The sequence below is a fragment of the Comamonas sp. AG1104 genome (assembly GCF_003350425.1).
In the GTDB taxonomy this organism is placed as follows: domain Bacteria; phylum Pseudomonadota; class Gammaproteobacteria; order Burkholderiales; family Burkholderiaceae_C; genus Comamonas; species Comamonas testosteroni.
Genome location: NZ_QQAS01000003.1, coordinates 404,266 through 428,998, shown reverse-complemented (window position 1 = coordinate 428,998; position 24,733 = coordinate 404,266). Strand labels below are relative to the sequence as shown.

The 24,733-nt window shown below is 65.3% G+C and carries 25 protein-coding genes; 8 read left to right on the top strand and 17 right to left on the bottom strand.

All coding sequences use genetic code 11. From position 1 onward, the window contains the following. Window positions 1-365: 365 nt before the first annotated feature. The 5 genes from DFO48_RS10470 to DFO48_RS10450 form a co-directional block, all read right to left on the bottom strand. Window positions 366-2,168: a lysoplasmalogenase family protein gene (locus DFO48_RS10470; protein WP_114863518.1), complete on the bottom strand. Its 1,803-nt coding sequence runs from the start codon at window positions 2,166-2,168 to the stop codon at window positions 366-368. Between the two features lie 74 nt (window positions 2,169-2,242). Continuing rightward, a complete protein-coding gene (locus tag DFO48_RS10465; RefSeq protein ID WP_233506370.1) occupies window positions 2,243-3,103 on the bottom strand; it encodes a tripartite tricarboxylate transporter substrate binding protein in 861 nt (286 codons plus the stop codon). Window positions 3,104-3,260: 157 nt separating this feature from the next. Further along, window positions 3,261-4,361 (bottom strand): nitronate monooxygenase family protein, encoded by a 1,101-nt coding sequence (locus tag DFO48_RS10460; protein WP_114863328.1) that lies wholly within the window; start codon window positions 4,359-4,361, stop codon window positions 3,261-3,263. Continuing rightward, window positions 4,358-5,584, bottom strand: a complete 1,227-nt coding sequence (locus tag DFO48_RS10455; protein ID WP_114863327.1) for an acyl-CoA dehydrogenase family protein — start codon at window positions 5,582-5,584, stop codon at window positions 4,358-4,360. The genes DFO48_RS10460 and DFO48_RS10455 overlap by 4 nt, the downstream gene beginning before the upstream one ends. Window positions 5,585-5,611: 27 nt before the next feature. Further along, window positions 5,612-6,808, bottom strand: a complete 1,197-nt coding sequence (locus tag DFO48_RS10450; protein WP_114863517.1) for a CaiB/BaiF CoA-transferase family protein — start codon at window positions 6,806-6,808, stop codon at window positions 5,612-5,614. 104 nt (window positions 6,809-6,912) lie between these two features. Here DFO48_RS10450 and DFO48_RS10445 point away from each other — a divergent pair, with 104 nt between their 5' ends. The 4 genes from DFO48_RS10445 to DFO48_RS10430 all read left to right on the top strand — a co-directional run bounded on the left by DFO48_RS10445 (window position 6,913) and on the right by DFO48_RS10430 (window position 11,055). Next, a complete protein-coding gene (locus tag DFO48_RS10445; protein WP_233506369.1) occupies window positions 6,913-7,878 on the top strand; it encodes a LysR family transcriptional regulator in 966 nt (321 codons plus the stop codon). Between the two features lie 191 nt (window positions 7,879-8,069). Next, complete coding sequence (locus DFO48_RS10440) at window positions 8,070-9,062, top strand: tripartite tricarboxylate transporter substrate binding protein (RefSeq protein WP_114863325.1); 993 nt, start codon at window positions 8,070-8,072, stop codon at window positions 9,060-9,062. A gap of 3 nt (window positions 9,063-9,065) precedes the next feature. Beyond that, on the top strand, window positions 9,066-10,295 hold the full coding sequence (locus DFO48_RS10435; protein WP_114863324.1) for a M20 aminoacylase family protein: 1,230 nt from the start codon (window positions 9,066-9,068) through the stop codon (window positions 10,293-10,295). 7 nt (window positions 10,296-10,302) lie between these two features. Next, window positions 10,303-11,055, top strand: coding sequence for a phosphoribosyltransferase (locus DFO48_RS10430; RefSeq protein WP_114863323.1), 753 nt, complete (start codon window positions 10,303-10,305; stop codon window positions 11,053-11,055). 126 nt (window positions 11,056-11,181) lie between these two features. On the opposite strand, the gene DFO48_RS10425 is transcribed toward DFO48_RS10430, so the two are convergent. From DFO48_RS10425 to DFO48_RS10390, 7 genes are all read right to left on the bottom strand, one after another. Further along, window positions 11,182-12,366, bottom strand: coding sequence for a DSD1 family PLP-dependent enzyme (locus DFO48_RS10425; protein WP_114863322.1), 1,185 nt, complete (start codon window positions 12,364-12,366; stop codon window positions 11,182-11,184). Then, window positions 12,350-12,991, bottom strand: a complete 642-nt coding sequence (locus DFO48_RS10420; RefSeq protein ID WP_114863321.1) for a histidine phosphatase family protein — start codon at window positions 12,989-12,991, stop codon at window positions 12,350-12,352. The genes DFO48_RS10425 and DFO48_RS10420 overlap by 17 nt, the downstream gene beginning before the upstream one ends. Before the next feature lie 350 nt (window positions 12,992-13,341). Further along, window positions 13,342-13,824, bottom strand: a complete 483-nt coding sequence (locus tag DFO48_RS10410) for a DUF2501 domain-containing protein (protein ID WP_114863319.1) — start codon at window positions 13,822-13,824, stop codon at window positions 13,342-13,344. Between the two features lie 103 nt (window positions 13,825-13,927). After that, a complete protein-coding gene (locus tag DFO48_RS10405) occupies window positions 13,928-14,659 on the bottom strand; it encodes a DUF4136 domain-containing protein (RefSeq protein WP_114863318.1) in 732 nt (243 codons plus the stop codon). Window positions 14,660-14,742: 83 nt separating this feature from the next. Continuing rightward, window positions 14,743-15,738 carry a tRNA 2-thiocytidine(32) synthetase TtcA gene (ttcA, locus tag DFO48_RS10400; RefSeq protein WP_043375334.1) on the bottom strand — a complete coding sequence of 332 codons (996 nt, stop codon included), beginning with the start codon at window positions 15,736-15,738 and terminating at the stop codon, window positions 14,743-14,745. Then, entirely contained in the window at window positions 15,732-16,103 is a 372-nt protein-coding gene (locus tag DFO48_RS10395; RefSeq protein WP_003050921.1) for a dihydroneopterin aldolase, read from the bottom strand. Before DFO48_RS10395 ends, ttcA begins: the two co-directional genes overlap by 7 nt. A 25-nt stretch (window positions 16,104-16,128) precedes the next feature. After that, complete coding sequence (locus DFO48_RS10390) at window positions 16,129-16,914, bottom strand: SDR family oxidoreductase (RefSeq protein ID WP_034373473.1); 786 nt, start codon at window positions 16,912-16,914, stop codon at window positions 16,129-16,131. A 9-nt stretch (window positions 16,915-16,923) separates the two neighbouring features. Between DFO48_RS10390 and DFO48_RS10385 the strand changes: the two genes are divergently transcribed. Further along, window positions 16,924-18,051 (top strand): class I SAM-dependent methyltransferase, encoded by a 1,128-nt coding sequence (locus DFO48_RS10385; protein ID WP_199406978.1) that lies wholly within the window; start codon window positions 16,924-16,926, stop codon window positions 18,049-18,051. A 29-nt stretch (window positions 18,052-18,080) separates the two neighbouring features. On the opposite strand, the gene DFO48_RS10380 is transcribed toward DFO48_RS10385, so the two are convergent. Next, window positions 18,081-19,067 carry a tripartite tricarboxylate transporter substrate binding protein gene (locus tag DFO48_RS10380; protein ID WP_114863317.1) on the bottom strand — a complete coding sequence of 329 codons (987 nt, stop codon included), beginning with the start codon at window positions 19,065-19,067 and terminating at the stop codon, window positions 18,081-18,083. A 208-nt stretch (window positions 19,068-19,275) separates the two neighbouring features. Here DFO48_RS10380 and DFO48_RS10375 point away from each other — a divergent pair, with 208 nt between their 5' ends. After that, complete coding sequence (locus tag DFO48_RS10375) at window positions 19,276-19,476, top strand: DUF2905 domain-containing protein (RefSeq protein WP_012839950.1); 201 nt, start codon at window positions 19,276-19,278, stop codon at window positions 19,474-19,476. Window positions 19,477-19,684: 208 nt separating this feature from the next. Next, window positions 19,685-20,119, top strand: a complete 435-nt coding sequence (gene trxC / locus DFO48_RS10370; RefSeq protein ID WP_114863316.1) for a thioredoxin TrxC — start codon at window positions 19,685-19,687, stop codon at window positions 20,117-20,119. A 75-nt stretch (window positions 20,120-20,194) separates the two neighbouring features. Here trxC and adhP read toward each other — a convergent pair whose 3' ends face one another. The 3 genes from adhP to DFO48_RS10355 all read right to left on the bottom strand — a co-directional run bounded on the left by adhP (window position 20,195) and on the right by DFO48_RS10355 (window position 23,468). Further along, window positions 20,195-21,229 carry an alcohol dehydrogenase AdhP gene (gene adhP / locus DFO48_RS10365; RefSeq protein WP_003073495.1) on the bottom strand — a complete coding sequence of 345 codons (1,035 nt, stop codon included), beginning with the start codon at window positions 21,227-21,229 and terminating at the stop codon, window positions 20,195-20,197. A 236-nt stretch (window positions 21,230-21,465) separates the two neighbouring features. Then, on the bottom strand, window positions 21,466-22,728 hold the full coding sequence (locus tag DFO48_RS10360; RefSeq protein ID WP_114863315.1) for a multifunctional CCA addition/repair protein: 1,263 nt from the start codon (window positions 22,726-22,728) through the stop codon (window positions 21,466-21,468). Window positions 22,729-22,787: 59 nt separating this feature from the next. Further along, the gene (locus DFO48_RS10355) at window positions 22,788-23,468 is read right to left on the bottom strand and encodes a glutathione S-transferase family protein (protein WP_003073486.1); all 681 of its coding nucleotides are present in this window, start codon (window positions 23,466-23,468) and stop codon (window positions 22,788-22,790) included. Between the two features lie 116 nt (window positions 23,469-23,584). Here DFO48_RS10355 and queC point away from each other — a divergent pair, with 116 nt between their 5' ends. Next, window positions 23,585-24,349, top strand: a complete 765-nt coding sequence (queC, locus tag DFO48_RS10350; RefSeq protein ID WP_199406977.1) for a 7-cyano-7-deazaguanine synthase QueC — start codon at window positions 23,585-23,587, stop codon at window positions 24,347-24,349. A 116-nt stretch (window positions 24,350-24,465) separates the two neighbouring features. On the opposite strand, the gene DFO48_RS10345 is transcribed toward queC, so the two are convergent. Continuing rightward, window positions 24,466-24,726: a hypothetical protein gene (locus tag DFO48_RS10345; RefSeq protein ID WP_003073480.1), complete on the bottom strand. Its 261-nt coding sequence runs from the start codon at window positions 24,724-24,726 to the stop codon at window positions 24,466-24,468. Window positions 24,727-24,733 lie beyond the last annotated feature (7 nt).

Here is a 24,733-nt window from a genome sequence, read left to right as displayed (position 1 = left end):
AGCGGGCCAGGCGGCAGCGCGGCACAAACGTTTTGGCGCGACCATGAACCGACGGAAAGCCGGAGCGGTTGGCGGCGCGAAAACTCAGTGATGAGCAGAGCTTGCGAGCTTGAGGGCTCTAGCCGTGCTGTGCACGGCAGGCCGCCCCGAACGTCGGGACGCCAAACAGCAAGTTGCGAGGGGCGCGGGGCAAGGGATGCGGGGCGGTCGATGACGACTCCCGATCCGGGGGAGTCTGTCAGTCGGCCAGCTTCGCAGCCATTGCGGCGTGCGATAAATCACTGGTTGAACTGGCACTGTCCACGTGGGGACTCCTGAAATTGCGATCTGCCGATTATCGGTCGAGACCGGTCCAAGGGTCAACCCTAGGTGGCTTTCAGTTGCAATTGCGCCGGGGCCTGGCGGGTTGCGGGCTCGGCCCATTGGCGCACACAGCCCCAGACAATCAGGGCCTGCGCGGCGTAATAGCTGCCGAGCACGCTCACCGACGACCAGGGCAGTGGCTGCACAAATCGGTTGATGGCCAGGATGGAGTCGCTGAGCATGAAAAAGCTGGCGCCCAGGGCGCTCAGCAGTGCGGCGCGGCTGCGCAGTTGGCGATAGCGTCCCCAGGCCTGGGCCGCCATCAGGGCGATGACGCCGACATAGGCGGCCACGGGCAGACGCAGGGCGGCAGGCAGGCCATGGGTCCAGAGAAAGACATACATGGCGGCGCCGATCGCGGCCACCAGCAGCAGTGCGCTGCGATCTGCAAACCAGGCCACATCAAGCCTGAACAGCGCAACGTAGCAGACATGGGCCAATAAAAAGCTGACCAGGCCGGGAATGAACAGACTGGTTGACAGCTGTCCGTCCAGCATCAGGAAGACATCGCCTGACATGGAAAAAACAATAGCTGTCAGCAGCAGATAGACATGCCTTTGAGGCAGGTTTTGCATTGTTTTCGAGGCATGACTTGCGCAAGAAGCTATGCATATGAGAGCAAAAACCATGGTGGCGGGCTTGAACAGCCAATGCCATGGCTGCAGACCGAGCGCCGCCGTGGCCGTTGCCAGTGCGCCGCTTTGCAGCATCAGTGCCAGCCACAGGCTGATGCGTCCCTGCATGGCAGCGCCCAGAGCCCATTGTCCGGTGAGCAGCACGCCGAACCAGATCAGATTGGTGGCCAGTGGCGACTGGTCGGCATGCCAGAGAAAGACCGAAGTGCCCGCAACCAGCGCCGCAAACTGCAGGCCGGCAAACCAGCGCAGCGCAGCGCTCATGGGGGGCGAATAGATGATGCGGTGCTCGTCCAGATCGAAGGCGGGCCTGGGAAAGCGCTGCGCCACATCGGCCGGCCGCCAGCCCGGCGGCTTGAACCAGACGCGAAGCTTGTCCATCCAGCTGCGTGCGTGCCAGCTGTCATGCGCCAGCTGGCGGTAGACGCTGAAGTTGGCCCACAGCGGGTCCCAGCTCTTGAGCAGGCCGCGCGTGCCGTAGACGCAGGGCTCCTCGTCGTCTTCGGTCTTGTAGGTGCCGAAGAGCCGGTCCCAGACGATGAGAATGCCGCCGTAGTTGCGGTCCAGATAGCGCTCGTTGACGGCATGGTGCACGCGGTGATTGCTGGGCGCGCAGAACCAGCGGTCGAACCAGCCCAGCTTCCTGACCTGCTCGGTATGCACCCAGAACTGGTAGAGCAGATCGATCAGCCCGACCACGGCAAACACCAGCGGCGGCACGCCGGCCAGGGCCATGGGCAGATAGAAGATCCAGCCCAGCAGCGCGCCGGAGCTGGTCTGGCGCAGCGCGGTGGAGAGGTTGTAGGCCTGGCTCTGGTGGTGCACGGCATGGGCGGCCCAGAGCACGCCCACTTCATGACCCATGCGGTGCAGCCAGTAGTAGCAGAGGTCGTAGAACAGCAGGGCCAGCAGCCAGCCCGGCAGGCTGAGCCAGAAGGCATCGGCCTCGATCAGCGCCACATGGCTGGCCACGACGGTGTAGATGCCCAGCGTCAGCAGCTTGGTGAAGACGGCGCTGGTCTGGCTCAGGACGCCCAGGTTCAGCGAGCTGATGGCATCGGCCAGCGCATAGGCATTGCGCCCGCGCCTGAGGCTGACGGCCCATTCCACGGCAATCAATGCAAAAAAGACCGGCGTGGCCACAACGATGACTTGGCTGGGGGAGAGCATGGTCATCGATTGTGGGCAGGGCGCGGCGCGCGGCGCCTCGCATCTTCCCTAGTTGCGGCTCTTGGCGCGGGCGCTCACAACCGTATGCCGCGCTTGTGGATCAACGCGCCCCAGCGCCTGGTCTCCACGGCGATAAGCTCGGTGAAGCGTGCCGCATCCAGTGCCAGGATTTCCGCATCGGTGGCAGCCAGCCGCGCGCGCACTTCGGGCGTCGCCAGCGCGCGCTGGAACTGCCGGCTCAGCCACTCGACCACCGGCACGGGCGTCTTCGCCGGTGCGCCAATGCCGTACCAGGACTGCACCAGGATATCGGGATAGCCGGCCTGTGCGATGGTGGGTACCTCGGGCAGCGAGCGCGTGCGCGCTGCGGCGTTGACAGCCAGAGCCCGTACCTTGCCGGACTGGATCAGCGGCAGCACCAGGCTCTGCGAGATCAGCGCGAACTGCAGCAGGCCGGAGCCCAGGTCCAGCAGCGCCGGCGGCTGGCCCTTGTAGCTCACGTTGGTCAAGCGGATGCCGGTGCGCTCGAAGAACAGTTCCTGCGCCAGGTGGATGGAGCTGCCGGTGCCGGGGTTGGCTGCGTTGAACTCGCCCGGTCTGAGGGCCGCCAGCGCAACGAACTCCTTGAGCGTCCTGGCGGGCACCGTGTCGTGCACCACGAACACCGTCGGCGCGGCGGCGATGCCGCAGATGCCGACGAAATCCCTGCTGCGCAGCCGGCTGTCGGGCATCAGGTGCTCGGCTGTCGTCAGGATCGGGGACGCCGCCAGCAGCGTATAGCCGTCGGCCGGGGCCCTGGCCACCGCATCGATGCCGATGCGCCCGTCGGCGCCCGGGCGGTTGTCGACCACGATGCGCTGCGGCAGTGCGTTGGAAAGCGGGTCGCAGACGGCGCGCAGCACCACGTCGACGACGCCGCCTGCGGGATAGGGCACGACGACGCGCAGCGGCCGCTCGGGATAGCCGCCCGGTCCGGGCGCAACGGAGGCGCGCGCCAGCCCTGGCAGCATCCCTGGCACAAGGCCCAGGCAGGCCGATGCGCCGGCGAGCAGCGCGTGGAGATTGAACTGCCGACGATCCATGACGCTCTCCTCAGTCTGCGGCGATATAGGCCGCCATCGATTGCAGGGCCTGGCGCGTCTCGGTCACCAGGCGGTCCATCACCGCGCCCACGGGCTCGATCCCGCGCAGCCAGTGCACGCTCTGCCCTGCGGCCTCGTACATCAGCGGCTCGATCCGGTGCTGCTCCACCGCCGCCAGCAGACCGCCGGTGAGAGCCTGCTGGTAGGGCATGAACAGCGGCTCGGGCGCGCCGGGCTGTGCCCAGGCGTCGCTGAACGCGCTGCGCAGCACGCGGCAGGGCTTGCCGCTGTGGGCGCGCGTGATCACTGTGTCTTCGCTGTCGGCCGCGATCAGCTTCTTCGCCAGCTCCTGCGGCATCTCGTGCTCGCGCGTGCCCAGCCATAGCGTGCCCAGCCAGGCACCCTGCGCGCCCAGGGCCAGCGAGGCGGCCACCTGCGCCCCGGTGCCGATGCCGCCGGCCGCGATGACTGGCCGGCCCCCGGCTGCAGCCACGATCTGCGGCACCAGCGTGAAGGTGCCGATGGGCCCCGTGTGGCCGCCCGCGTCATAGCCCTGGGCCACCAGGATGTCGGCCCCGGCTGCGATCGCCTTTTGCGCATGGCGCACGCTGCCGACCAGGGCGATGGTGTGCAGGCCGCGGGCCTTGATGCGTGCCAGCGCCTCCACCGGCGTGCCGACGCCGGCGGCAAAGACCTCGATATCGCTGCCCGCAATGGCGTCCACCTGCTCCTCGAACAGGCTCTGCGAGCGTATGTACTGCGAGAAGAAGTTGCCTTCGGTGGCCGGCGGCACGTCGTATTGCCTGAACAGGCCCTGCACGAAATCCCTGTGCCCCTGCGGCAGCGCGGCAGCCACGGCCACGCGGTCGTCGTGTTCGGGCAGGCCGGTGGGCAGCAGCAGGTCCACGCCCACCGGGTGGTCGGGGCACAGTTCGCGCAGCTGGCGCAGCTTCTGTTGCAGCTCGTGCGGGCCGTCACGCGCGGCGGCATAGACGCCCAGCCCGCCTGCCCGTGAGATCGCGGCGGCCACTTCGATACGGTGGGCCAGACCAAAGATGGGCAGGCGTATGCCCAGCCGGCTGCAGAGGTCGTTGGTCAGCGAATGGCTCATGTCCACAGCTCCGGCTCCATGTCCAGGCAAGGGTGCTGCGGCAGCGCTGCGGCGCGCCGCAGCACATGGCGGCCGATCAGCGTCTTGTGAATCTCGCTGGTACCTTCGCCGATCTGGTTCATCTTGGCGTCGCGCAGGAAGCGCTCCAGCGGGAAGGCCTTGAGGTAGCCGTTGCCGCCCAGCAGTTGCAGGCAGTCGACCACGATGCGCATGCACAGGTCGGTGGCATGCAGCTTGGCGATCGATGCATGGACGGCCACGTCGGCGTCGCCTGCGTCGTAGCGCTGTGCGGTGCTGTAGACCAGACAGCGTGCGGCCTCGATCTGCGCCGCCATCTCGGCCACCATCCACTGGATGCCCTGGTGCGCACCCACCGGCTGCCCGAAGACCTGGCGCTGGTTGGCGTACTGGGCGGCAATCTGCAGCGCACCTGCGGCGCGGCCCAGCGCGATCGCAGCGTGGCCGATGCGTGCGCGCAGCAATGTGTCCTGCGCCAGCGCCATGCCTTCGCCTTCCTTGCCGAGCAGGTGCTCCGGCGCGATGTGCACGTCGTCGAAGCTGACCAGCGCGATCGGCACGCCGTACCAGCCCAGCTTGGGAATCACCGGCGATACCGTGATGCCGGGCGTGTCGCGCGGCACGACGAAGGCGCTCAGTCCGCGGCCGCCGCCGGGACCGTCCGCCTGGCGCGCCACCACCACGAACATGTCCGCTACGTTGGCACGCGTGATGAACTTCTTCTGGCCATTGAGCGTCCAGCCGCCCTGCGGTGCCGGCGCATAGTGCGCCCCCAGCCGCGCCACGTCGCTGCCTGCGCCGGGCTCGGTCAGTGCGAAGGCCGACTGGCGTGCGCCGCTGGCCAGGTCGGGGATCAGCGCGCTGCGCAGTGCCTCGCTGCCGCCGGCCACGATGGGGCGCGAGGACAGGTCGGTGCCCGTGACCAGCGAAGCGGCCGTCGAACACACAGACGCTACTTCCTCGATGATGCGCACGCGCAGCATCATCGACGCCTCGCTGCCGCCGTGCGCGCGCGGGAATGCGGTGGCGACGATGCCTTCGCGACATAGCAGCCGGAAGGTATCCCAGGCGAAGACGTCCTCCTGCGCCACGCGGTCAGCGTCCGGACCGATGTGCTCGGTCACCAGCGTTTTCACGCGCTCAAGCAGTGCGGCCTCATCGGGCGACAGGCGCACAAGCGGGTGGTGGGGTTCAGGAATCGACATGGGGGCCTCCTTTGTTTCAGATCTGCCTCAGATGACGCCTGCCTCGCGCAGGCGGGCCAGTTCGGCGGCAGGCATTGCCAGCTCGCCCTGGTAGAACGCTTCGTTGTCCTGTCCCAGCGAACCGCCGGCGTGGCGGATGCCTCCGGGCGATCGGGCAAAGCGCGGCACGACATTGGCCATGCGCACGCTGCCGAAGTCCCGGTCGGGCACGTCGCAAAGGGCCTGGCGAGCGCGCATGTGCGGGTCGGCCTCGATCTGGTCGATGCCGTAGACCGGGGCGATGGTGCCCTGCGCCGCTTCGAAGGCGGTCAGAACCGCCGCCAGCGGATGTGCTGCGCACCAGGCCGCGAAGATGCCGTTCAGCTCTTGGGCATGCTGCACGCGGCTGCGGTTGTTGGCGAAGCATGGCTCGTCTATCAGCTCGGGCCGGCCTATGGCGCGGCAGTTGTTGGCAAACATGGCATTGGTGCTGCCCGACAGCGATACCCATTGCCCGTCGGCAGTGCGGTAGACCGCGGCCGGTGCAGAGTACTGGTTGGCATTGCCCGAACGCTGATACACGGTGCCTAGCTGCTCGTGCTGGATGGGCAGGAACTCCAGCAGCTTGAGCGTGGCCTCGGTCAGCGACAGATCGATTTCCTCGCCCGGGGCCTGCGGGTTGCGGGCGCGGCGCCACAGCGCTGCCAGCACGCCTACCGCGCCGAACAGCCCGCCGACGTTGTCGGCCAGTGGGTAGCCGCAGTGCATGGGTGCTCCCTGGGCTTCGCCGCTGATGTAGGTCAGGCCGCCCATGGCCTCGAACAAGCGTGCAAAGCCCGGCCGGTCGCGGTAGGGGCCGCTCTGGCCGAAGCCCGTGGTGCGCAGTATCACCAGGCTGGGCTGGGCCTGCCACAAGGCCTCTTTGGTCAGGCCCCAGCGATCCAGCGTGCCGGGGCGGAAGTTCTCGATCAGCACATCGAACTGAGGCAGCATGCGCAGCAGCAGCGCGGCCCCCTCGGGCATGCGCAGGTCGAGCGTGATCAGGCGTTTGCCGCGGTTGGTCACTTTCCACCACAGAGGCTTGCCGTCCTTGTGCGGTGGGAAGTCGCGCATGCCGTCGCCTGCGCCGGGCAGCTCGGCCTTGACGACACTGGCGCCGTAGTCGGCAAGGAGGGCCGCGGCCGAGGGTGCGGCAATGATGGTGGCGATGTCCAGGACGCGCAGTCCGGTGAGAGGTCCGTTCATGGTGTGCATGTCTCCTGAAGGTCAATGTAGGAAACAGCTAGCCGCGAGCCAACCAGAAATATGAGAATCAGATATCTCGCTTTCAGATGGATGCAGAAGCTGCCATGACCCACGCCACCGAAGCCCTGGAGTTGTTGACACTGAAGTCGCTGAGGACGCTGGCCGCCGCGATCCAGGGCGGCAGCCTGACACGTGCGGCCGTCGAGCGTGGACTGGCGCAGTCGGCCGTGAGCCGGCAGATCGCCGAACTGGAGCGCGCGCTGGGCGGTGCGCTCTTCTACCGCACGGGACGCGGCGTCAAGCCCACGGCACTGGCCGAGCAGATGCTGCCGCGCGTTTCGGCTTTGCTGTCCGAGGCCGAGGCGCTGTTGCGCATGGGCAAGGAGCTGAACGGTGTGCCCAGCGGCCTGGTTACGCTGGGCCTGGTGCCGGGTGTGGCCGGCTTCATGGCTGCGGCGCTGTATGGCGAGGTGGCGCAGCGCTTTCCCGAGATCCGGCTGCGCGTCATAGAGGGCTATAGCGGAGACATGGAGGTGGCGCTGAGCCAGGGCCGCATCGACATGGCGATCCTGAACCGCTACCGGGCCAGAGGCAGCAACAGCTACCGCAAGCTGGCCGATGCGCAGATATGCGTGGTGGGTCGCCAGAGTGTGCTGCAGCGCATGCTGGCGCCGGTGGATACGGCCCTGCCAGCCAGCATGGCCCTGCAGACGCTCGAGCGCCTGCCGCTGGTGCTGCCGGTGCCTCCCAACGCCATCCGCAACCTGCTCGATGAGCAGGCAGGCCGACATGGGGTGCCCCTGAACGTGATCCTGGAGGCCAGCTCCTCGGTGATCCTCAAGAGCATGCTGGCTCGGCACGACTGCGCCACGCTGCTGCCGCGCCATGCAGTCAGCGAGGAGCTGGCCTGTGGCCGCCTCGCAGCCATTGCGCTGGCGGAGCGGGTGTTTCGTCAGCATGTGGTGCTGGCTACCAGCAGTCAGCGCCCTTTCACTCTGGCAGGCAAGGCGGTGGCGGCCCTGATAACCGAGACCGCCGGCGCCTTGATGGCCCGACAGGCAGTGCTGTGAGGTCGTGGATCAGCGTTTTCTGGGGTAAGCATCGATTGCTAAGTATTTCTATTTATGAGATGGGGCGAGAAGCGAGCCGATAATTTCGCGCATCTCCCCGGTCGGCAAGCTGTCTTGACCCGCCGGCCTGCACGGGCACTTCGCCGTCCGCATGCTGCGGCAAGGTGCCCGTGACCCACTGCTGCCTTTACATGTCCATACCACGCCGCTCTCTTGTCGCGACCGCCGCCCTGATGGCTGCGGCCGGTTTTTCCGCTCCCGTTCTTGCCGCCGCCGATGCCTGGCCCGCCACCAAGCCCATCACGCTGATCGTGCCGTTCAGCGCCGGTGGCAATGTGGACACCACGGCACGCCTGATCGGCCAGAAGCTGGGCGAGCGCCTGCACCAGTCCATCGTGGTGGACAACGTGCCTGGCGCCGGCGGTGTGCTCGGGGTGAGCAAGGCCGTCAAGGCACCGGCCGACGGCTACACCTTGCTCATGGGCTTTGACGGCCCCATCAGCATTGCCCAGCTGGTGAATTCCGCCGTCAAGTACGACGCAGAAAAGGATCTGACCCCTGTGGGGCTGACCACCATCGCCCCCGTGGTCGCCGTGGCCCGTCCCGGCCTGCCGGCACACAATCTGAGCGAGCTGATTGCGCTGGCGCGTTCCAAGCCTGGATCGCTGACCTACGCCACTTCGGGCGTGGGCACCATGCTGCATCTGGCCATGGAAATGCTGCAGGAGCGTGCCAAGATCAAGCTGGTGCATGTGCCCTACCGCGGCGGTGCCCAGATCACCAGCGACGTGATGGGCGGTCAGGTCGATGTGGGCATGCTCACCACCGTGAGCGCCGTGCCCATGATCCAGCAGAAAAAGCTCGAAGGTCTGGGCGTGACATCGGCCAGGCGCATCGATGCCATCCACAACGTGCCCACCTTTGGCGAGACAACCGAGCTCAAGGGCTTTGACCTCAACACCTGGACGGGGCTGTTCGTGCCCGCCAAGACGCCTCAGGCCGTGGTCACGCGCCTGGCCACCGAGCTCGATGCCGTGCTCAAGATGCCCGATGTGCGCAAGCGCCTGGAAGACGGCGGCGCCACGCCCGGCTCCGGCACCCAGGCCAGCTTTGTCCAGTTCCTGAAGAAGGAAAAAGCCGGCTATGCGCAGATCGTGAAGTCGGCCAACATCCAGGCGGAGTAAGCCATGGCCGCGCCACTGAACCCTGTTCACGCCGAAATCCACCCTCCCGTGCTGCCCGAAGTGGCCGCTGTCGCGGACGAGATGCTGGCCCTGCGCCATGATCTGCACGCCCATCCCGAGCTGGCCTACGAAGAGCATCGCACCGGCGATATCGTGGCGGCCAGGCTGGCCGAATGGGGCTACGAGGTCCATCGCGGCCTGGGCGACACCGGCGTGGTGGGGACGCTGCGCTGCGGCGAGCATGCCAATGGCAAGCACATCGGCAAACGTCTTGGCCTGCGCGCCGACATGGATGCGCTGCCTATCCGTGAAGCCACGGGCCTGTCCTATGCGAGTCGTCACGACGGCAAGATGCATGCCTGCGGCCACGACGGGCACACGGCCACGCTGCTGGCCGCAGCCAGGGTGCTGGCCACGCGCAAGAACCAGCTCCAGGGCACGCTCAATCTGATCTTCCAGCCAGCCGAGGAAGGCCATGGCGGTGCGCAGAAGATGGTGGAGCAGGGCCTGTTCGAGCTGTTTCCCTGTGATGCGCTCTATGCGTTTCACAACGAGCCTGGCTACCCGGCCGGGCAGTTCGGCTTTCGCTCGGGCGTGATGTATTCCAGTTCGGACACGGCCATCATCACCATCCGCGGCAAGGGCGGCCATGGCGCCATGCCCCATGTGGCCGTGGACCCCATCGTCGTGGCCTCGCATCTGGTGCTGGCGCTGCAGACCATACGCTCGCGTGAGATCGACCCCAACGACATGGCCGTGGTCACCATCGGTGCCATCCATGCTGGCGATGCGCCCAATGTGATTCCCGAAACCTGCGAGCTGCGCGTGACCATTCGCGCGCGCTGCCCCGAGGTGCGCCAGCAGCTGCGCGAGCGCATCACGGCCATGGCCCATGCCCAGGCCGCCGTGCACCGCGCCACGGCCGAGGTGGACTACAAATGGCGCTATCCGCCCGTCATGAACGACAAGGCCGCGACGGAGTTTGCCGTCGGTGTGGCACGCGAATTTCCGGGCGAGGAATGGCTGATTCCCGACCTGCAGCCGCTGCAGGCCAGCGACGACTTCGCCATCATGCTCAACCAGGTTCCGGGCAACTATTTCATCGTCGGCAACGGCATGGGCGAGGGCGGCTGCATGGTGCACAACGCGGCCTATGACTTCAACGACAACCTGCTGCCCGTGACGGCCTCGTATTGGGTCAAGCTGGCCGAGAGCTATCTGCGCCGCGACTGAGTTTTGTATGAGTGAAATTGCATCCGTGGCCGATCTTTGCGGCCAGAACCTGCCCGGCTTCGATGCCACGACCGACTACTGGCAGGCCACCGTCACCGAGGCCGAGCTGACCCAGTCGCCGCTGCCGCCCTATGCGAAGAGCTACCCGGCCAGGTTGCCCGACGGCCGCTATCTGCTGCTGCCGCTGCGCGGCATGCCCACGGCCGATGGCTCGGCACCGGACCGCTGCGTGGCCTCCCTGATTGCCAATCAGGCATCGATGGAGGTGGTGGAGGAGCTGGCGCTGCACATGGCGCAAGGCGCCGGGGCGCATGACTTCGATGCAGTCATCGGCCTGCCCACGCTGGGCCTGGCCTTTGCGCCGCTGGTGGCGCGCCACCTGGGCCGCAGCCGCTACGTGCCCCTGGGTTATTCGCGCAAATACTGGTATCGCGACGAGCTCTCCGAGCCCGTCAGCTCCATCACCACACCGGGCAAGGGCAAGCTGCTCTATATCGACCCGAATCAGCTGGGCCTGATTGCCGGCAAACGCGTGCTGGTGGTCGACGATGCCGTGAGTTCGGGCACGACCATGGTGTCCGGCCTCAAGCTGCTCGAGCGTTGCGGCGCCGAAGTGGTCGCCATTGCCGTGGCCATGCGCCAGGGCACCCAGTGGCAGCAAAAGCTGGTGCGAGCCGATGGCAGTGCCATCCCCGTGGTCGCGGCCTACGACTGCCCGCGCATGGAGCGCCGCGCCGACGGCTGGTGGCCTGAAAGCTAATAAAAAAAGAGAGCTGTTGGCGCCTTTCAGGCATGAATTTTAGACTGTTTATGCCTTGAAATCATTGCATGAAAGGCGTTAATTGCTATTTTTTATATAGCAATCAAAGCTTGAATCAAGAGCACATCAGGTCAGCGCACCGCGCCCGTCCACGGTAAAGATACGCTCCACCACGCCCTTGAGGCGGCCGCCGCGCACGCCGATCAGATGGTCGTGCAGATTGACCGTGGGGTCGCAGTGGCCGGGAATCAGCCACAGCGTATCGCCCAGCGCGGGCAGCCAGCCGCTGTGGTTGCCAGCCTGGGCGTCGGGGTGCAGCACGCCGTGCTCGTCGCCGCCGTTGGCAAAGCGCAGCGCGTTTTCAGGCGCCAGCGCATGCAGCCTGGGCAGGCCGGAATCTATGGCATGGGCCTTGTGGCCGGCGTCGCAGACGGCGTGATCGCCACTGAGTGACATGACCTGGGTCTTGACGTAGAGCGCATGCTCGAACAGGGGCTGGGCCGCGTCGCGCTGGTTGGCCGCGTAGTCGGCGTCCATGAAGAGGAAGGAGCCGGGCTGGATTTCGCCATAGATACCGCTGGCGGCCTCGTTGACCATGGTGCCCGTGCCGGCTCCCGTGATCAGCGGAATGGCCAGGCCGGCGCGGTCGAACTCGTGGCGCGTGCGGTTGACGAGCTTGAGCACCTGCTCGATGGCTGCCTTGCGCTCCTCGGCGCTGCGCAGATGCTGGGCGCCGCCGTGATAAGCCTGCAGACCCGCAAAGCGTAGCGTGGGCTGGGCGGCAATGGCCTGTGCCAGCACCAGGGCGGCTTCGCCGGGCTCTGCGCCGCAGCGGTTCTGGCCGACATTGATTTCCACCAGCACATCCATGGCCGCGTCGCCGGCCTGCGCATCCTGCAGGGCCCGTGTCAGCCGCGTGATGCCTTCCTCGCAATCCACGGCCAGGGCCAGCCTTCCGCCCTGGGCATTCAGTGCCTTGGCCAGAGCCGCCACGCGCGCCAGCTTCGGCAGGGCAATGACTTCGTTGCTGATGAAGATATTGGTGATACCGCCCCGAGCCAGTGCCTCGGCCTCGCTGACTTTCTGCACGCAGTGGCCGCAGGCGCCGGCATGCTCTAGCAAATGGGCGATATGAGCGCTTTTGTGCAGCTTGGCATGCGGGCGCCAGAGCACGCCATGCTGCTGGGCAAAGCGGGCCATGCGCTCGATATTGCGGTCCATGGCGTCCAGGTCGATGACCAGCGCGGGCGTGTCTATGCGTTTGACGGCCTGGCCGACCAGGGTCTGCAAATGCTCAGGAATGTGCTTCATCTCGGCTGCCTTGCTGAAGGTGTGCGGTATCTGCCCAGCCTACCAAAGACAGACCGTCAGGCGTCCAGAGCAGGCGATTGATGGCGCAGTTGCTCAGATCCCAGGTGCGTGGCGTCTGGAAGTCCTGGCGCGTGGCCAGGCGGTAGAGCACATCCATCACGCCGCCATGGGCGACCAGCACGATCTGCTCGCCCTCATGCTGGCGTGCAATCCGGTCCACGGTGGCAAAGATGCGTTCGCGCAAGGCCTGCAGCGAGTCGCCACCTCCGGGCGGGGCATAGGCCGGGTTGCGAGTGCGCCAGAGCTGTGCGTCCTCGGGCTGGGTGGCTTCCACATCCTTGAAGGTGCGGCCCTGAAAATCGCCGAAGCAGCGCTCGCGCAGGCCGGTGGTGGTGTGCAGAGGTGCACCGGATCTCTGGGCAATCGCCTGCGCCGTGACATGGGCACGCTGCAGGTCGCTGCTGTAGATGGCGGCAATGCTCTCGTCGGCCAGCGCCTGGGCCGCCTGCTCGGCCTGCCACAGGCCGGTGTCGTTCAAGGGGATATCCAGATGCCCCTGGATGCGTCCATCGACGTTCCAGGTTGTCTCTCCGTGCCGGATGGCAATGATGCGCGTGGCGTGCATGTCTTGGCTCGTTCAGCGTAGGTTGTTTTATTGAGCAGTCATTGTCTTGCAAACAAAGTGTGCCTGTACCCCGGTCTGTTGTTACAGACTTTTTGAGAATCGACCTTCATCCGTCAGGCGCAGCGGGCGATGGTGTGCGAATCACCCGCTTGCACAGCCGCAGTCTGGCAGGGCGCACCTGGGGCATGGACGGCAGCGCCCAGTGCGGGCGTGATGATTTCGGTGCAAAGCGCTGCTTTTTCCTGGGCAAATGTTGCCGCAGCCAAGAAAAAAGGCCTGCAACCACGGTTGCAGGCCTTTGGGCATTGCAGCACTTGCGCTTCAAGCGCCGGCTGCCATGTCTTTTAGTGTCAGATCAGTGACTTGGCATTGTCCAGCACAAAGTCGCAGGCCTTTTCCTTGAGGTTGCTCTTGACCTTGTCCAGGCTGAAGCTCTTGCCGTCGGCGCCCGTGACCATGCCCATCAGACCGTTCTGGTAGCCCTGGTCCTTGGGTTCTTCCTTCTGGCCCAGGCCCAGCTTGCCCAGCAGCTGATTCTTGACCTGGGCGGCCTTGTCGGCGTTCAGGTAGTTGTTCTTCATGCAGTAGGTGAGGACACCGGCGGCGTTGCTGGCCGTGCCGGAGCTCAGGTTGCCCAGGCCCAGGGCCGACAGTGCCGAAGAGCCACCGGAGCCGCCGAGCATGCCGCCCAGGCCCGAGGCGCTGGAGCTGCTCTCGGTCGCACCGCCGCCCAGTTGGCCGCGCAATGCGTCGCCGAGGCCGCTGGCATGGGCGCTGAAGGAGCCCGCAGCCACTGTGGCGCAAAGCAGGGTGGAGAGAGCAAATTTCTTCATGACAGTCATCCTTTTCATGGCGAGGGCCCAGGCAGGAGGCCCAGGTTCAAGCCGAGCTGCACGTTAGCACGCGGCAGGCCCGGCAACTGTTGAAGATTGCAAATCAACGTGCCGGGGCCACGCTGGCCGGCGCCACGGCGGCCGGTGCTGCTGGCGCAACCGATGCGGCGGGCTGTGCAGGTGTTGCCGGCGTGCCGCTGGCAGGCTGGGCCCCGGGCGGCTGGATGACGGTGCGCACATTGCGCTGGCCCTGCGGCGGCTTGGGGAAGCCCGTCAGCGCGGCATCAAACAAGATGCCGAAGATGGCCGGGTCGTCGGTCCATACATCCTGGCGCTGGGCCGAGGTTTCGTAGACGATCTGCTGGGTCTTGATATCGCGCATGACGATGCTCACGGCGCGGTAGTACTCCAGCGGCGGTTCGTTGAACATCATGCTGCCGCCAAAACCCATGCCCCAACCGCGACCGTAACTCATGCCCCAGCCCCAGCGCGGGCCCCAGTAGGGGTCGTAGTAGGGCCAGCTCGCGTAGTCGCGCGCATAGCGGGCCATGGCGCTGATCTGCACCACCAGGCTGGCGTGCGAGTCATCGCGCGTCAGGCCGACGCGGGCCAGCGCATGCTGGGCCTGGGCTTCCACGGCCGCGAAGTTCACCTTGCCCTGCTGCGAGGGCAGGGTCTCCAGCCGGTAGGTGGCCGGCACGGGGATGGTGCTCAGTGCGGAAAAGCTCTGCACCGTGCTGTTGACCTCGCGCACCGTGCTGCAGCCGGCCAGCAGAGCCGTCGCAGTCAGGGCCACAAGGCCGATCCAGCGTAAGGAGGTTTTGCGCAGGTTCATGATGATTTCTCTGAAAACGACAAAGGCCCATGGGATGGGCCTTTGATTGGACTGCAGGGTCCGGTTTTAGTTCAAAAGTCCGCTCAGGACAGTTGTACCACTTGTACTCCGCCGGGCAGGGCGGCCATGGTTGGCAGCTCTTCATGGTCAAAGGCCATGTCGCCGTTGGGATCGGCAATGCCCGTGGCCTTGGCGTTCCTGAAGTCGTGCAGCTGGGGGTCCATCATGTGGGTGGTCACGATGTTGCCCATGGCGCGGAACATGCTCTCGATGCGGCCGGGGAACTTCTTGTCCCACTCGCGCAGCATATTGCCCACGGCCACGCGCTGCAGGCCGTCCTGGCTGCCGCAGAGGTTGCAGGGGATGATGGGGAAGTTCTGGTACTGGGCCCAGCGCGTCGTGTCCTTCTCGGGCACATAGCACAGCGGGCGGATCACCACATGCTTGCCGTCGTCGCTGACCAGCTTGGGCGGCATGCCCTTCATGCGGCCACCGTAGAACATATTGAGCATCATGGTCTGCACGATGTCGTCGCGGTGATGGCCCAGGGCCACCTTGGTGCAGCCCAGCTGGTCGGCCACCTTGTACAGGATGGCGCGGCGCAGGCGCGAGCACAGACCGCAGGTGGTCTTGCCTTCGGGCACGACGCGCTTGACGACGCTGTAGGTGTCCTGGTTCTCGATGTGGTAGTCCACACCGATGCTCTGGAAGTACTCGGGCAGCACATGCTCGGGGAAGCCGGGCTGCTTCTGGTCCAGGTTCACCGCCACGATGTCGAACTTCACGGGCGCACGCTTTTGCAGCTTGCGCAGAATGTCGAGCAGGGTGTAGCTGTCCTTGCCGCCGGACATGCAGACCATGATCTTGTCACCTTCCTCGATCATGTTGTAGTCGAGGATGGCCTTGCCCACTTCGCGGCACAGGCGCTTTTCGAGCTTGATCTGTTCGCGCTCGATCTTGATCTTGCCGGGCTTGGCGGCTTCTTCGCCGTTGGCGTTCTCTGCGGCCGCAGCATCGGCGGCTTCTGCCTCTTCGGCAATCCAGGGGTTGTCGTTTACTGCATTCATGGGGTTCACCATTGTCCGGTTTCGATGCGAATGGCTACTTCGCAGTCGTCAAAAATTTCCAGCTTCGCAATTTTCACACGCACGCCGCGCACGCCGGGCAGCTGCAGCAGGCGCTGGGCCAGCTTGCCGATCAGGCTCTCGAGCAGGTTCACATGCTCGGAGGTGCATTCGTCGATGATGATCTGGCGCACCTTGCGGTAGTCCAGCACATGGAGGATGTCGTCATCGCGCGGAGCCAGGGGCTGGGGGCCGAGGTTGAGTTCGGCGTCGACCTGGATCGGCTGAGGCTCTTGTTTCTCATGCGCAAGAATCCCCAGGCTGGCGTCAAAGCGCAGGCCGGTGAGCGTGAGAATCTGTTGTCCGGAAGTGGAAGTCATGGGAAAGGGTGCGGCCTCGGTGGGCTCACATCATCGAAAAATCGCGCTCGAAGCGCTGTAAATGTTGGCCGCCGTCCACCAGCATGGTGGTGCCCGTCATGGAGCGGTTTTCCAGTGCAAAGCACACGGCGGCGGCAATGTCCTCGGGCGAGGAGGAGCGTCCCAGCGGGCTCATGGCGTGCAGGGCCTCGAATTTTTCCTGGCTCAGCATATGGCTGGTCAGCGTCAGGCCCGGCGCCACGCCCACCACGCGCACGCGTGGAGCCAGCGCCAGGGCCAGCATGGTGTTGGCGGCTTCCAGAGCCGCCTTGGAGAGGGTGTAGCTCAGGAAGTCGGGGTTCTGGTTCCAGAGCTTCTGGTCCAGCACATTGACCACAGCGCCCTGGGCGGACTCTTCGCCCGCCGCCACGCGCTCCTGCACATGGGCGTGCAGAGCCTGGGACAGCAATATGGGCGCGCCCGTGTTGCTGCGCAGATGCGCTTCCAGAGCCACATAGCTGAAGCTCTGGGCATCGTCATGCTCGAACAGCGAGGCGTTATTGACCACGGCGTCGATGCGGCCAAAGCGCTCCACCACACGCGGCACCAGCGAGCGCACCGACTCCTCGTCAAAGAAATCCGCGTCAAAAGCCGCGCTGTCGCCCGACAACTGCGCGCAGGAAGCCACGGTCTGCATGGCTTGCTCGTGGGAGTCGCGATAGTGCACAGCCACTTGCCAGCCCGCGCGGGCCAGGGCCAGGGCCATGTCACGTCCGAGGCGACGGGCGGAACCGGTCACCAATACTGTGCGTGGTCGGGCGGGTGAGGACATTCGTGGAAAATGCGGGTTGTGACGACAGAACCCTCAAGTTTAACGAGCGCCTTGCAATCCCGCATTGCCAAGGAGATTGCCGCCGTGGGCGGCTGGCTGCCTTTCGACCGTTTCATGGAGCTCGCGCTCTATGCGCCGGGCCTGGGCTATTACGCCAATGAAACGGCCAAGTTTGGCACCATGCCGGAGTCGGGCAGCGACTTTGTGACGGCACCGGAGATTTCGCCTATTTTTGGCCAACTGGTGGCGTCCCAGCTACGGGAAGCGCTACAAAAAACGAATACCCGTGAGATCTGGGAGTTCGGCGCGGGCACCGGCGCACTGGCGCTGCAGATCCTCGACGAGCTGGCGGCTCAGGGGGCGTTGCCAGAGCGCTACACCATCGTCGATCTCTCGGGCACACTGCGCGCGCGCCAGAAGCTGGCGCTGGCCAAGTACGAACATCTGGTGCGCTGGGTGGACGCGCTGCCGGACGCCATGGAAGGCGTGATCATCGGCAACGAGGTGCTGGACGCCATGCCGGTGCAACTGCTGCAGCGCACCCAGGGCCAATGGCATGAGCGCGGCGTGGTGCTCGCAGGCGACGGTGATGAGGCGGCCTTTGCCTGGGAAGACCGAGCAACCGAACTGCGTCCGCCTGTGGATATCGGCGGGCCGCATGATTTTCTGACCGAAATCCACCGCCAGGGCGAAGCGTTTATCCACACCCTGGGCGAACGCCTGACCCGGGGAGCTGCCTTTTTCATCGATTACGGCTTTGGCGAGAGCGAGTACTACCACGAGCAGCGCCATATGGGGACCCTGGTCTGCCACTACCAGCATCAGGTGGACAATGACCCTCTGGTGCTGGTCGGCCTCAAGGACATCACGGCCCACGTCAATTTCACGGGAACGGCCGTGGCGGCCCAGGATGCGGGCTTCGACGTGCTGGGCTATACCAATCAGGCGCACTTTCTCATCAACTGCGGACTTGCGCCCAAGCTAGATGCGGTCGGCATCAAGGCCCGCTCCATGGCCTCCAAGCTGGTCATGGAGCACGAGATGGGTGAGCTGTTCAAGGTCGTTGCCCTGTCCAAGGGCGTGGAGCCCTGGACGCCGCAGGGCTTTGTGCAGGGCGACCGCACGCACCGTCTATAGCGGCTATAGCGTCTGCGTGCCCGCCGAGCTCACTGCTTTTCGAGCTTGGCGGCCTGGATGATGCTGCCCCAGTGCTTGTACTCGGTGCGCGTGAAGTCGCGGAACGCGCTTGAGCCGAGCAGGCGGGGTTCGCCGCCCAGGGCCGCGACGCGGGCCTTGAACTCTGGGCTGCTGGCCACCTTGAGCGTGGCCGTTTCCAGGCGCTGGACCACGGCGCGTGGTGTCCCCTTGGGCGCAAGCACGCCGTTCCAGGTGGCCGTGACAAAGGACGGGAAGCCGCTTTCCCTCATGGTCGGGACCTGGGGCAGCTGCGGCAGGCGCTCGGCGGAGGTCACGGCCAGCGCCTTGAGCTTGCCGCCCTGGATGAAGGGCAGCGCCGGCGTGATGTTCTCGAAGATGAAGTCGATCTGGCCGCCGATCAGATCGGTCAGGGCCGGAGCGCTGCCCTTGTAGGGCGCGTGAACCAGGTCCAGCTTGGCGGCGCTCTTGAGCAGCTCGCCCGACAGATGCACGGTGGAGCCCATGCCCGGCGAGCCATAGCTCATCCCGGCGCGGCGCTCGCGCGCGTAGCTCACCAGCTCGGCCACCGATTTGACCGGCGTTTTCGACTCGTTGACCACCAGCACATTGGGAATTGAGGTCACCAGAGCAACGTACTCGAAATCGTCCAGGCTTTTCTCGCTGAGATTGCGGTACAGGCTGGGATTGATGGCCTGCGTGCCCGCCGTACCGAACAGCAGGGTGTAGCCGTCATTGGCGGCGGCTGCGACGCGGCTGGCACCGATGGCACCGTTGGCGCCGGGGACGTTCTCCACCACGACGGGCTGGCCCAGCGCCTCGGCCAGACCCTGGCCGACCAGGCGCGCCACGACATCGGTATTGCCGCCGGGCGAGAAGGGAACGACCAGCTTGAGCGGGCGATTGGGGAAGCTGTCGGCAGATGCAGGCAGGGCCAGGCTGGCGCCTAGCAGCGCTGCGGTCAGGAGAAACTGTTTGCGTGAAAAGGTCTGGGGCACGGTATGTCTCGTCGTTTGTAGTTGGAGGGCCGCGACGGCAGACGCACGGGCCCGGACTCTGCATGGCGCAGGGCTTGGACATCATGGGCAGAGGGGGGAATTGAGGTCAATCAATCTTTGGGAAGCATGTCATGCATAAACGGAATGGCTGCCTGACAGCATGGGCGCGCAGGCCGTCAGGACAGTGCGCCCCTATACTTGCGTTCTCATGATTCGCTGGTTGATCGTCATTTTTCTGGCCCTGTTGCTCGTCAACGGGCTGCACGGCTGGCTGCAGCGCATAGGGCTGGGGCGTCTGCCCGGCGACTTCCGCTTTCGCCTGTTCGGCAAGGAGTTCTTCCTGCCGGTGGCCAGCACGGTGCTGCTCAGCGTAGTGGCCGCGCTGATTGCCCGCTTTGTGAAGCTCTGAGATCGCAGCCACGCTCTGACGCTGGCCGACTTGAATCTGCAGGCTTTGGCTGCACATACGGGCCTGAGCCCGAGCAGTGCCTGCTGGCATCGTCAGACATTGCCAAAGAAAGCAAGACTTGCGCAAAGCGGGTTCAGGCAAGGCGCCTGTCTCAGGAGGCGGGCCGTTGTCGCATTCTTGTTTGCGTGAATCCCAGAAAGGTTGCCCCGTGTCCGAATCCCTGCACTACGTCTGCCCTCATTGCCACACCACCAATCGCATCGCCAAAGAGCAACTGGGTAATCAGCCCGATTGCGGCAGCTGCCACCAGCCGCTGGTGACGGGCGAGCCCGTGGCCCTGGACAACGACAGCTTTGCCCGGCACACCGGTCGCAGCCAGTTGCCGGTGGTCGTGGATTTCTGGGCCCCCTGGTGCGGCCCCTGCCGCATGATGGCGCCGGCCTTTGCCCAGGCGGCGCAGCAGCTGGCGGGGCAGGCGCAGCTGGCCAAGCTCGATACCGAGGCTTATCCGCAGGCTGCAGCACCCTTTGGCATCCGCAGCATTCCGACCATGGTGATCTTCAAGGAAGGCCGGGAACTGGCACGCATCTCCGGGGCGCTGCCTGCAGCGGAGATCGTGCGCTGGGTGCGATCGGTGAGCTGAGCGGCGGATTTTCGCGCTCCCGGCTGCATCACCAGGGCATGGCCTGCGGTGACACGGCCGGGGCGCCAGCCTGGTTCAGGCGGCGATGTCCAGCACCACGCGGCCTTCGATCTTGCCTTCGTGCATGCGGGCAAAGATGTCGTTGATGTTTTCCAGCTTGTCGGTGGATACGGTGGCCTTGACCTTGCCCTGAGCTGCAAAGTCCAGCGACTCCTGCAGGTCCAGGCGCGTGCCGACGATGGAGCCGCGTACCGTGATGCCCTTGAGCACCATGGAGAAGATCGGCAGCGGAAAGTCGCCGGGCGGCAGGCCGTTGAGCGAAATCGTGCCGCCGCGACGCACCATGCCCAGCGCCTGCTCGAAAGCCTTGGGCGACACGGCCGTGACCAGCACGCCATGGGCGCCTTCAATCTCTCTTTGCAGATAGGCCGCCGGATCGGTGGTCCTGGCGTTGACAGTGACGGTTGCGCCCAGCTGACGCGCCAGAGCGAGTTTGCTGTCGTCGATGTCGACCGCCGCGACGTTGAAGCCCATGGCCTTGGCATATTGCACGGCCATATGTCCCAGGCCGCCGATGCCGGAAATCACCACCCAGTCACCGGGCTTGGCATCGGTGACTTTCAGCCCCTTGTACACCGTGACCCCGGCGCAGAGCACGGGAGCGACGTCGATAAAGCTCACGTTCGATGGCAGATGGCCCACATAGTTGGGATCGGCCAGTGCGTAGTCGGCAAAGCCGCCGTTGACCGAATAGCCGGTATTGGTCTGAGATTCGCACAAGGTCTCCCAGCCGCCTATGCAGTGGCGGCAGAAGCCGCAGGCGCTGTGCAGCCAGGGCACGCCCACGCGATCGCCTTCCTTGACATGCTTGACGTTCTTGCCCACTGCAGCCACATAGCCCACGCCCTCGTGGCCGGGAATGAAGGGCGGATGAGGCTTGACAGGCCAGTCGCCTTCGGCAGCATGCAGATCGGTGTGGCAGACGCCGGAAGCCGCGATCTTGACCAGGATCTGATCGTCTGTCGGTCGGGGCACCGGCATTTCTTCAATCGTGAGCGGCTTCCCGAAGGAGCGCACCACGGCGGCTTTCATGGTCTGGGGTAAGGACATCAGAGCACCTCCTTGAAGTAGAAGGCAAGGCCCAGACCTGTAGGCCGGACACTTGCCTGTCAAAGAACCATGCCGGTATGGCATGGGGGTTGCAGCGGGTTTCGTGATCCGCTGCATGGCCCGGGCGGAGCGAACCGCCGCAGCCGTCTCGTACTGTGCAATGGCTGCAGCATACCTTCTTTGACTTAACTCAAGCGGTGCCCATCCCTACCCCGTTGGCCTCGGCGCGCGGACTGCTAGGCGCCGCCTTCCAGATAGGAAGCAATCGCCTGCTCGCGCGCCTTGCTCACTGCGTCGCCAATGGCCTTGCCTTTGAGGCCGCGCTGCGCTGCCGCCTGGGCAACGGGGGCGGTTTCCACGGCCAGAGCCGCCGTCAGGGCATTGCCCAGGCGCTGGCGCTGCGGGTAGGCCGCCTCTTCAAAGCCCAGACGTCCGCGTGCGTCGCATTCGCAGGCCAGCAAGGCTTCCTCGAAGCGCTGGGGCTTGCGGATGGCATCGCAGCGCTCCAGCAGGCGCAGCAGGGCGGCGGCATTGAGCTCGTGGCTGCGATGGATGTTGCCATGCTCGCGTGCCACGACCTCGGCCAGCTCCTTGCAGTCGTTGGGCACGCGCCAGCGCTCGCAGACCTGCAGCAGCAGGCGGGCGCTGCGCTGTTCGTGGCCGATATGGCGGGGCAGTACATCGGCCGGCGTGGTGCCTTTGCCGAAGTCATGGCACAGGCAGGCAAAGCGCACGGACAGCGGTGTCTGCAAGCGGGCCGACATGTCCAGCACCATCATGGCATGCACGCCGCAATCGATCTCGGGGTGGTACTCGGCGCGCTGGGGCACGCCCCAGAGCTTGTCGAGTTCGGGCAACAGCCGGGCCAGAGCTCCGCATTCGCGCAGGATGTTGAACATGCGCGAGGGCTGGGCCTCCATCAGGCCGCGGCTGATTTCCTGCCACACGCGCTCGGGCACCAGGGCATCGACCTCGCCGGCCGCCACCATCTCGTGCATGAGTTCCATGGTCTCGGGTGCGACGGAGAAATCGGTGAAGCGCGCCGCAAAGCGGGCCAGACGCAGAATGCGTACCGGGTCTTCGCGGAAGGCATCGGTCACATGGCGCAGCACGCGATCCTTCAGATCCTGCTGGCCGCGATAGGGATCCACCAGGTCTTCGAGGTCGCCGTTGCCTGTCCAGTCTGCGGGAGCAGCGATGGAGTTGATGGTGAGATCGCGCCGCGCCAGGTCTTCTTCCAGCGTCACATCGGCGGCGGTGTGGACCACAAAGCCGCGATAGCCCATGCCGTTCTTGCGCTCGGTGCGCGCCAGCGCATATTCCTCATGGGTCTGGGGGTGCAGAAACACCGGAAAGTCGCGCCCCACGGGCACGAAGCCGCGCGCGCTCATCTGCTCCGGCGTGGCGCCAACCACCACCCAGTCCGTATCGTTGACGGGCAGGCCCAGCAATGCATCGCGCACTGCGCCGCCTACCTTGAAAACCTTGAATTCACTCATGCTGCAATGGTAGTGGCTGCGAGCCGGCGTGCAGATACCGCGATTGCGGGATTGCGGACTCAGCGCTGCTGGCGATAAGGCTCTTCGAACTGCAGAAAATCCTGCTCGGCCAGAGCCGCCTGAATCCATTCCTGGGTGGCGGGCAGCTGGGTGATGCGCTGTATATAGGCGCGTACCGGGGCCGAGGTCGGCAGGCCGTAGCTGTTGATGCGCATGCACACCGGCGCAAAAAAGGCATCGGCAATGCTGAAGTGGCCAAACAGCATGGGGCCGCTGGCGATGCTCAGCAGCGGGGTCCAGAGTTCTTCGAGCTGCTGGACATCGCTGCGCAGATCGGCATGCTCGGCCCAGAGCCGGGCACCGGTCTCCTGCAACTGGGCTTCGATATTCATGGGGCAGAGGCTGCGCAGTGCACCGAAGCCGCTGTGCATCTGTGCCACCAGGCTGCGCGCACGGGCGCGCTGGGCCACGGTCTGCGGCCATAGATGCTTTTCCGGGAAACGCTCGGCCAGATATTCGCAGATGGCCAGGCTGTCCCAGATGACCAGCCCCTCATCGACCAGCAGTGGCACCTTGCCGGTGGGGGCGAGTGCCAGCGCCTGCAGCTTGAAGCTGGAGTCGGGCGCAAAGCTGTCAAAGCGCAGTGTGAGCTCTTCGAAGCTGATGCCGCTTTGGCGCATCAGCACCCAGGGGCGCATGGACCAGGATGAGTAATTCTTGTTGCCGATATAGAGCTTCATGGCGGACTCCTGTGTGATTTGCCGAGCAGCTTATCAAGCTTGGGGCGGGCGGTCTGTGTGTTTTGATTCCACAGTCATGCCGGGGCGCTGCGGCTGATGATGTAATTGGCACCACTATGGCAAATACTTCCACTTCTTCTGCAAACCTGGCCGCGCATGTGGCAGGGGCTGGTCACCACAAGGGCGCGCTGGTGCTGTTCTCGGGTGGCCAGGACTCGACCACCTGCCTGGCTCAGGCCCTGGCCATGTTCGAGCGTGTGGAGACGCTGGGCTTTGACTACGGCCAGCGCCACAGTGTGGAGATGCAGGTGCGCGCAGGCGTGCGCGAGCAGCTGGCTGAGCGCTTTCCCCAGTGGGCGCCGCGTCTGGGCGAGGACCATGTGCTGTCGCTCGATGTGCTCAAGCAGATCGGCGGCTCGTCCCTGACCGAGGACGTGGCTTTTGCCATGCAGGCCGACGGCCTGCCCAACACCTTTGTGCCGGGCCGCAACCTGCTGTTTCTGACGCTGGCCGGTGCGCTGGCCTATCGGCGCGGCCTGACGGTGATCGTCACCGGCGTCTGCGAGACCGATTATTCGGGCTACCCCGATTGCCGCGACGACACCATGAAGGCCCAGCAACTGGCACTGAACCTGGGCCTGGAGCGCCGGCTGCGCATCGATACGCCGCTGATGTGGCTGGACAAGGCCCAGACCTGGCAGCTGGCCCATGATCTGGGCGGCAGCGAGCTGGTGGAGCTGATTCGCACCGAGACCCATACCTGCTACCAGGGCACGCGCGATGTGCTGCACGAATGGGGCTATGGCTGCGGCAGCTGCCCAGCCTGCGAGCTGCGTGCATCGGGCTGGCGCAACTGGCGCGCCAGTCAGTCTAAAACTTGAAATTGATAGCTGCTTGCGCTTGATAAAAAAGGACTTCAGACTGATAAAGCTCTGAAGTCCTTTGATTGAATACGGTAAATGCTCCTTCATAAGGAGCATTTTTTTGACGAACCCGATCAGGCGCTGGGCCGCGTGGCGATCTGCCCAGCCTGGATCTGCGCCGTCATCTGGCTGAGCCAGGTCTGGCTTTCCGGGCGCTCGAACAGAAAATCCCAGATGGCATCGTGCTGGCGCGGTGTCAGGCCGAGCGCGCCATGGCGGCGCATATGGGCTTGCAGCCGCTGCAGCTCTGGCGCAGTCAGCGGCAGCTGCATCACGGTCAGCGGAGGGCGCGGGCGGTAGCGGCGCTGGGGAATGTTCTTGCGGGGACGACTCATGGCAAAG

Bases quoted from the DNA above. Each gene is read 5' to 3' on its own strand.
- DFO48_RS10470 (WP_114863518.1), bottom strand. From the start codon at position 2,168: ATGCTCTCCCCCAGCCAAGTCATCGTTGTGGCCACGCCGGTCTTTTTT.
- DFO48_RS10460 (WP_114863328.1), bottom strand. From the start codon at position 4,361: ATGAGCCATTCGCTGACCAACGACCTCTGCAGCCGGCTGGGCATACGC.
- DFO48_RS10455 (WP_114863327.1), bottom strand. From the start codon at position 5,584: ATGTCGATTCCTGAACCCCACCACCCGCTTGTGCGCCTGTCGCCCGAT.
- DFO48_RS10450 (WP_114863517.1), bottom strand. From the start codon at position 6,808: ATGAACGGACCTCTCACCGGACTGCGCGTCCTGGACATCGCCACCATC.
- DFO48_RS10445 (WP_233506369.1), top strand. From the start codon at position 6,913: ATGACCCACGCCACCGAAGCCCTGGAGTTGTTGACACTGAAGTCGCTG.
- DFO48_RS10440 (WP_114863325.1), top strand. From the start codon at position 8,070: ATGTCCATACCACGCCGCTCTCTTGTCGCGACCGCCGCCCTGATGGCT.
- DFO48_RS10435 (WP_114863324.1), top strand. From the start codon at position 9,066: ATGGCCGCGCCACTGAACCCTGTTCACGCCGAAATCCACCCTCCCGTG.
- DFO48_RS10430 (WP_114863323.1), top strand. From the start codon at position 10,303: ATGAGTGAAATTGCATCCGTGGCCGATCTTTGCGGCCAGAACCTGCCC.
- DFO48_RS10425 (WP_114863322.1), bottom strand. From the start codon at position 12,366: ATGAAGCACATTCCTGAGCATTTGCAGACCCTGGTCGGCCAGGCCGTC.
- DFO48_RS10420 (WP_114863321.1), bottom strand. From the start codon at position 12,991: ATGCACGCCACGCGCATCATTGCCATCCGGCACGGAGAGACAACCTGG.
- DFO48_RS10410 (WP_114863319.1), bottom strand. From the start codon at position 13,824: ATGAAGAAATTTGCTCTCTCCACCCTGCTTTGCGCCACAGTGGCTGCG.
- DFO48_RS10405 (WP_114863318.1), bottom strand. From the start codon at position 14,659: ATGAACCTGCGCAAAACCTCCTTACGCTGGATCGGCCTTGTGGCCCTG.
- ttcA (WP_043375334.1), bottom strand. From the start codon at position 15,738: ATGGTGAACCCCATGAATGCAGTAAACGACAACCCCTGGATTGCCGAA.
- DFO48_RS10395 (WP_003050921.1), bottom strand. From the start codon at position 16,103: ATGACTTCCACTTCCGGACAACAGATTCTCACGCTCACCGGCCTGCGC.
- DFO48_RS10390 (WP_034373473.1), bottom strand. From the start codon at position 16,914: ATGTCCTCACCCGCCCGACCACGCACAGTATTGGTGACCGGTTCCGCC.
- DFO48_RS10385 (WP_199406978.1), top strand. From the start codon at position 16,924: ATGCGGGTTGTGACGACAGAACCCTCAAGTTTAACGAGCGCCTTGCAA.
- DFO48_RS10375 (WP_012839950.1), top strand. From the start codon at position 19,276: ATGATTCGCTGGTTGATCGTCATTTTTCTGGCCCTGTTGCTCGTCAAC.
- adhP (WP_003073495.1), bottom strand. From the start codon at position 21,229: ATGTCCTTACCCCAGACCATGAAAGCCGCCGTGGTGCGCTCCTTCGGG.
- DFO48_RS10360 (WP_114863315.1), bottom strand. From the start codon at position 22,728: ATGAGTGAATTCAAGGTTTTCAAGGTAGGCGGCGCAGTGCGCGATGCA.
- DFO48_RS10355 (WP_003073486.1), bottom strand. From the start codon at position 23,468: ATGAAGCTCTATATCGGCAACAAGAATTACTCATCCTGGTCCATGCGC.
- queC (WP_199406977.1), top strand. From the start codon at position 23,585: ATGGCAAATACTTCCACTTCTTCTGCAAACCTGGCCGCGCATGTGGCA.
- DFO48_RS10345 (WP_003073480.1), bottom strand. From the start codon at position 24,726: ATGAGTCGTCCCCGCAAGAACATTCCCCAGCGCCGCTACCGCCCGCGC.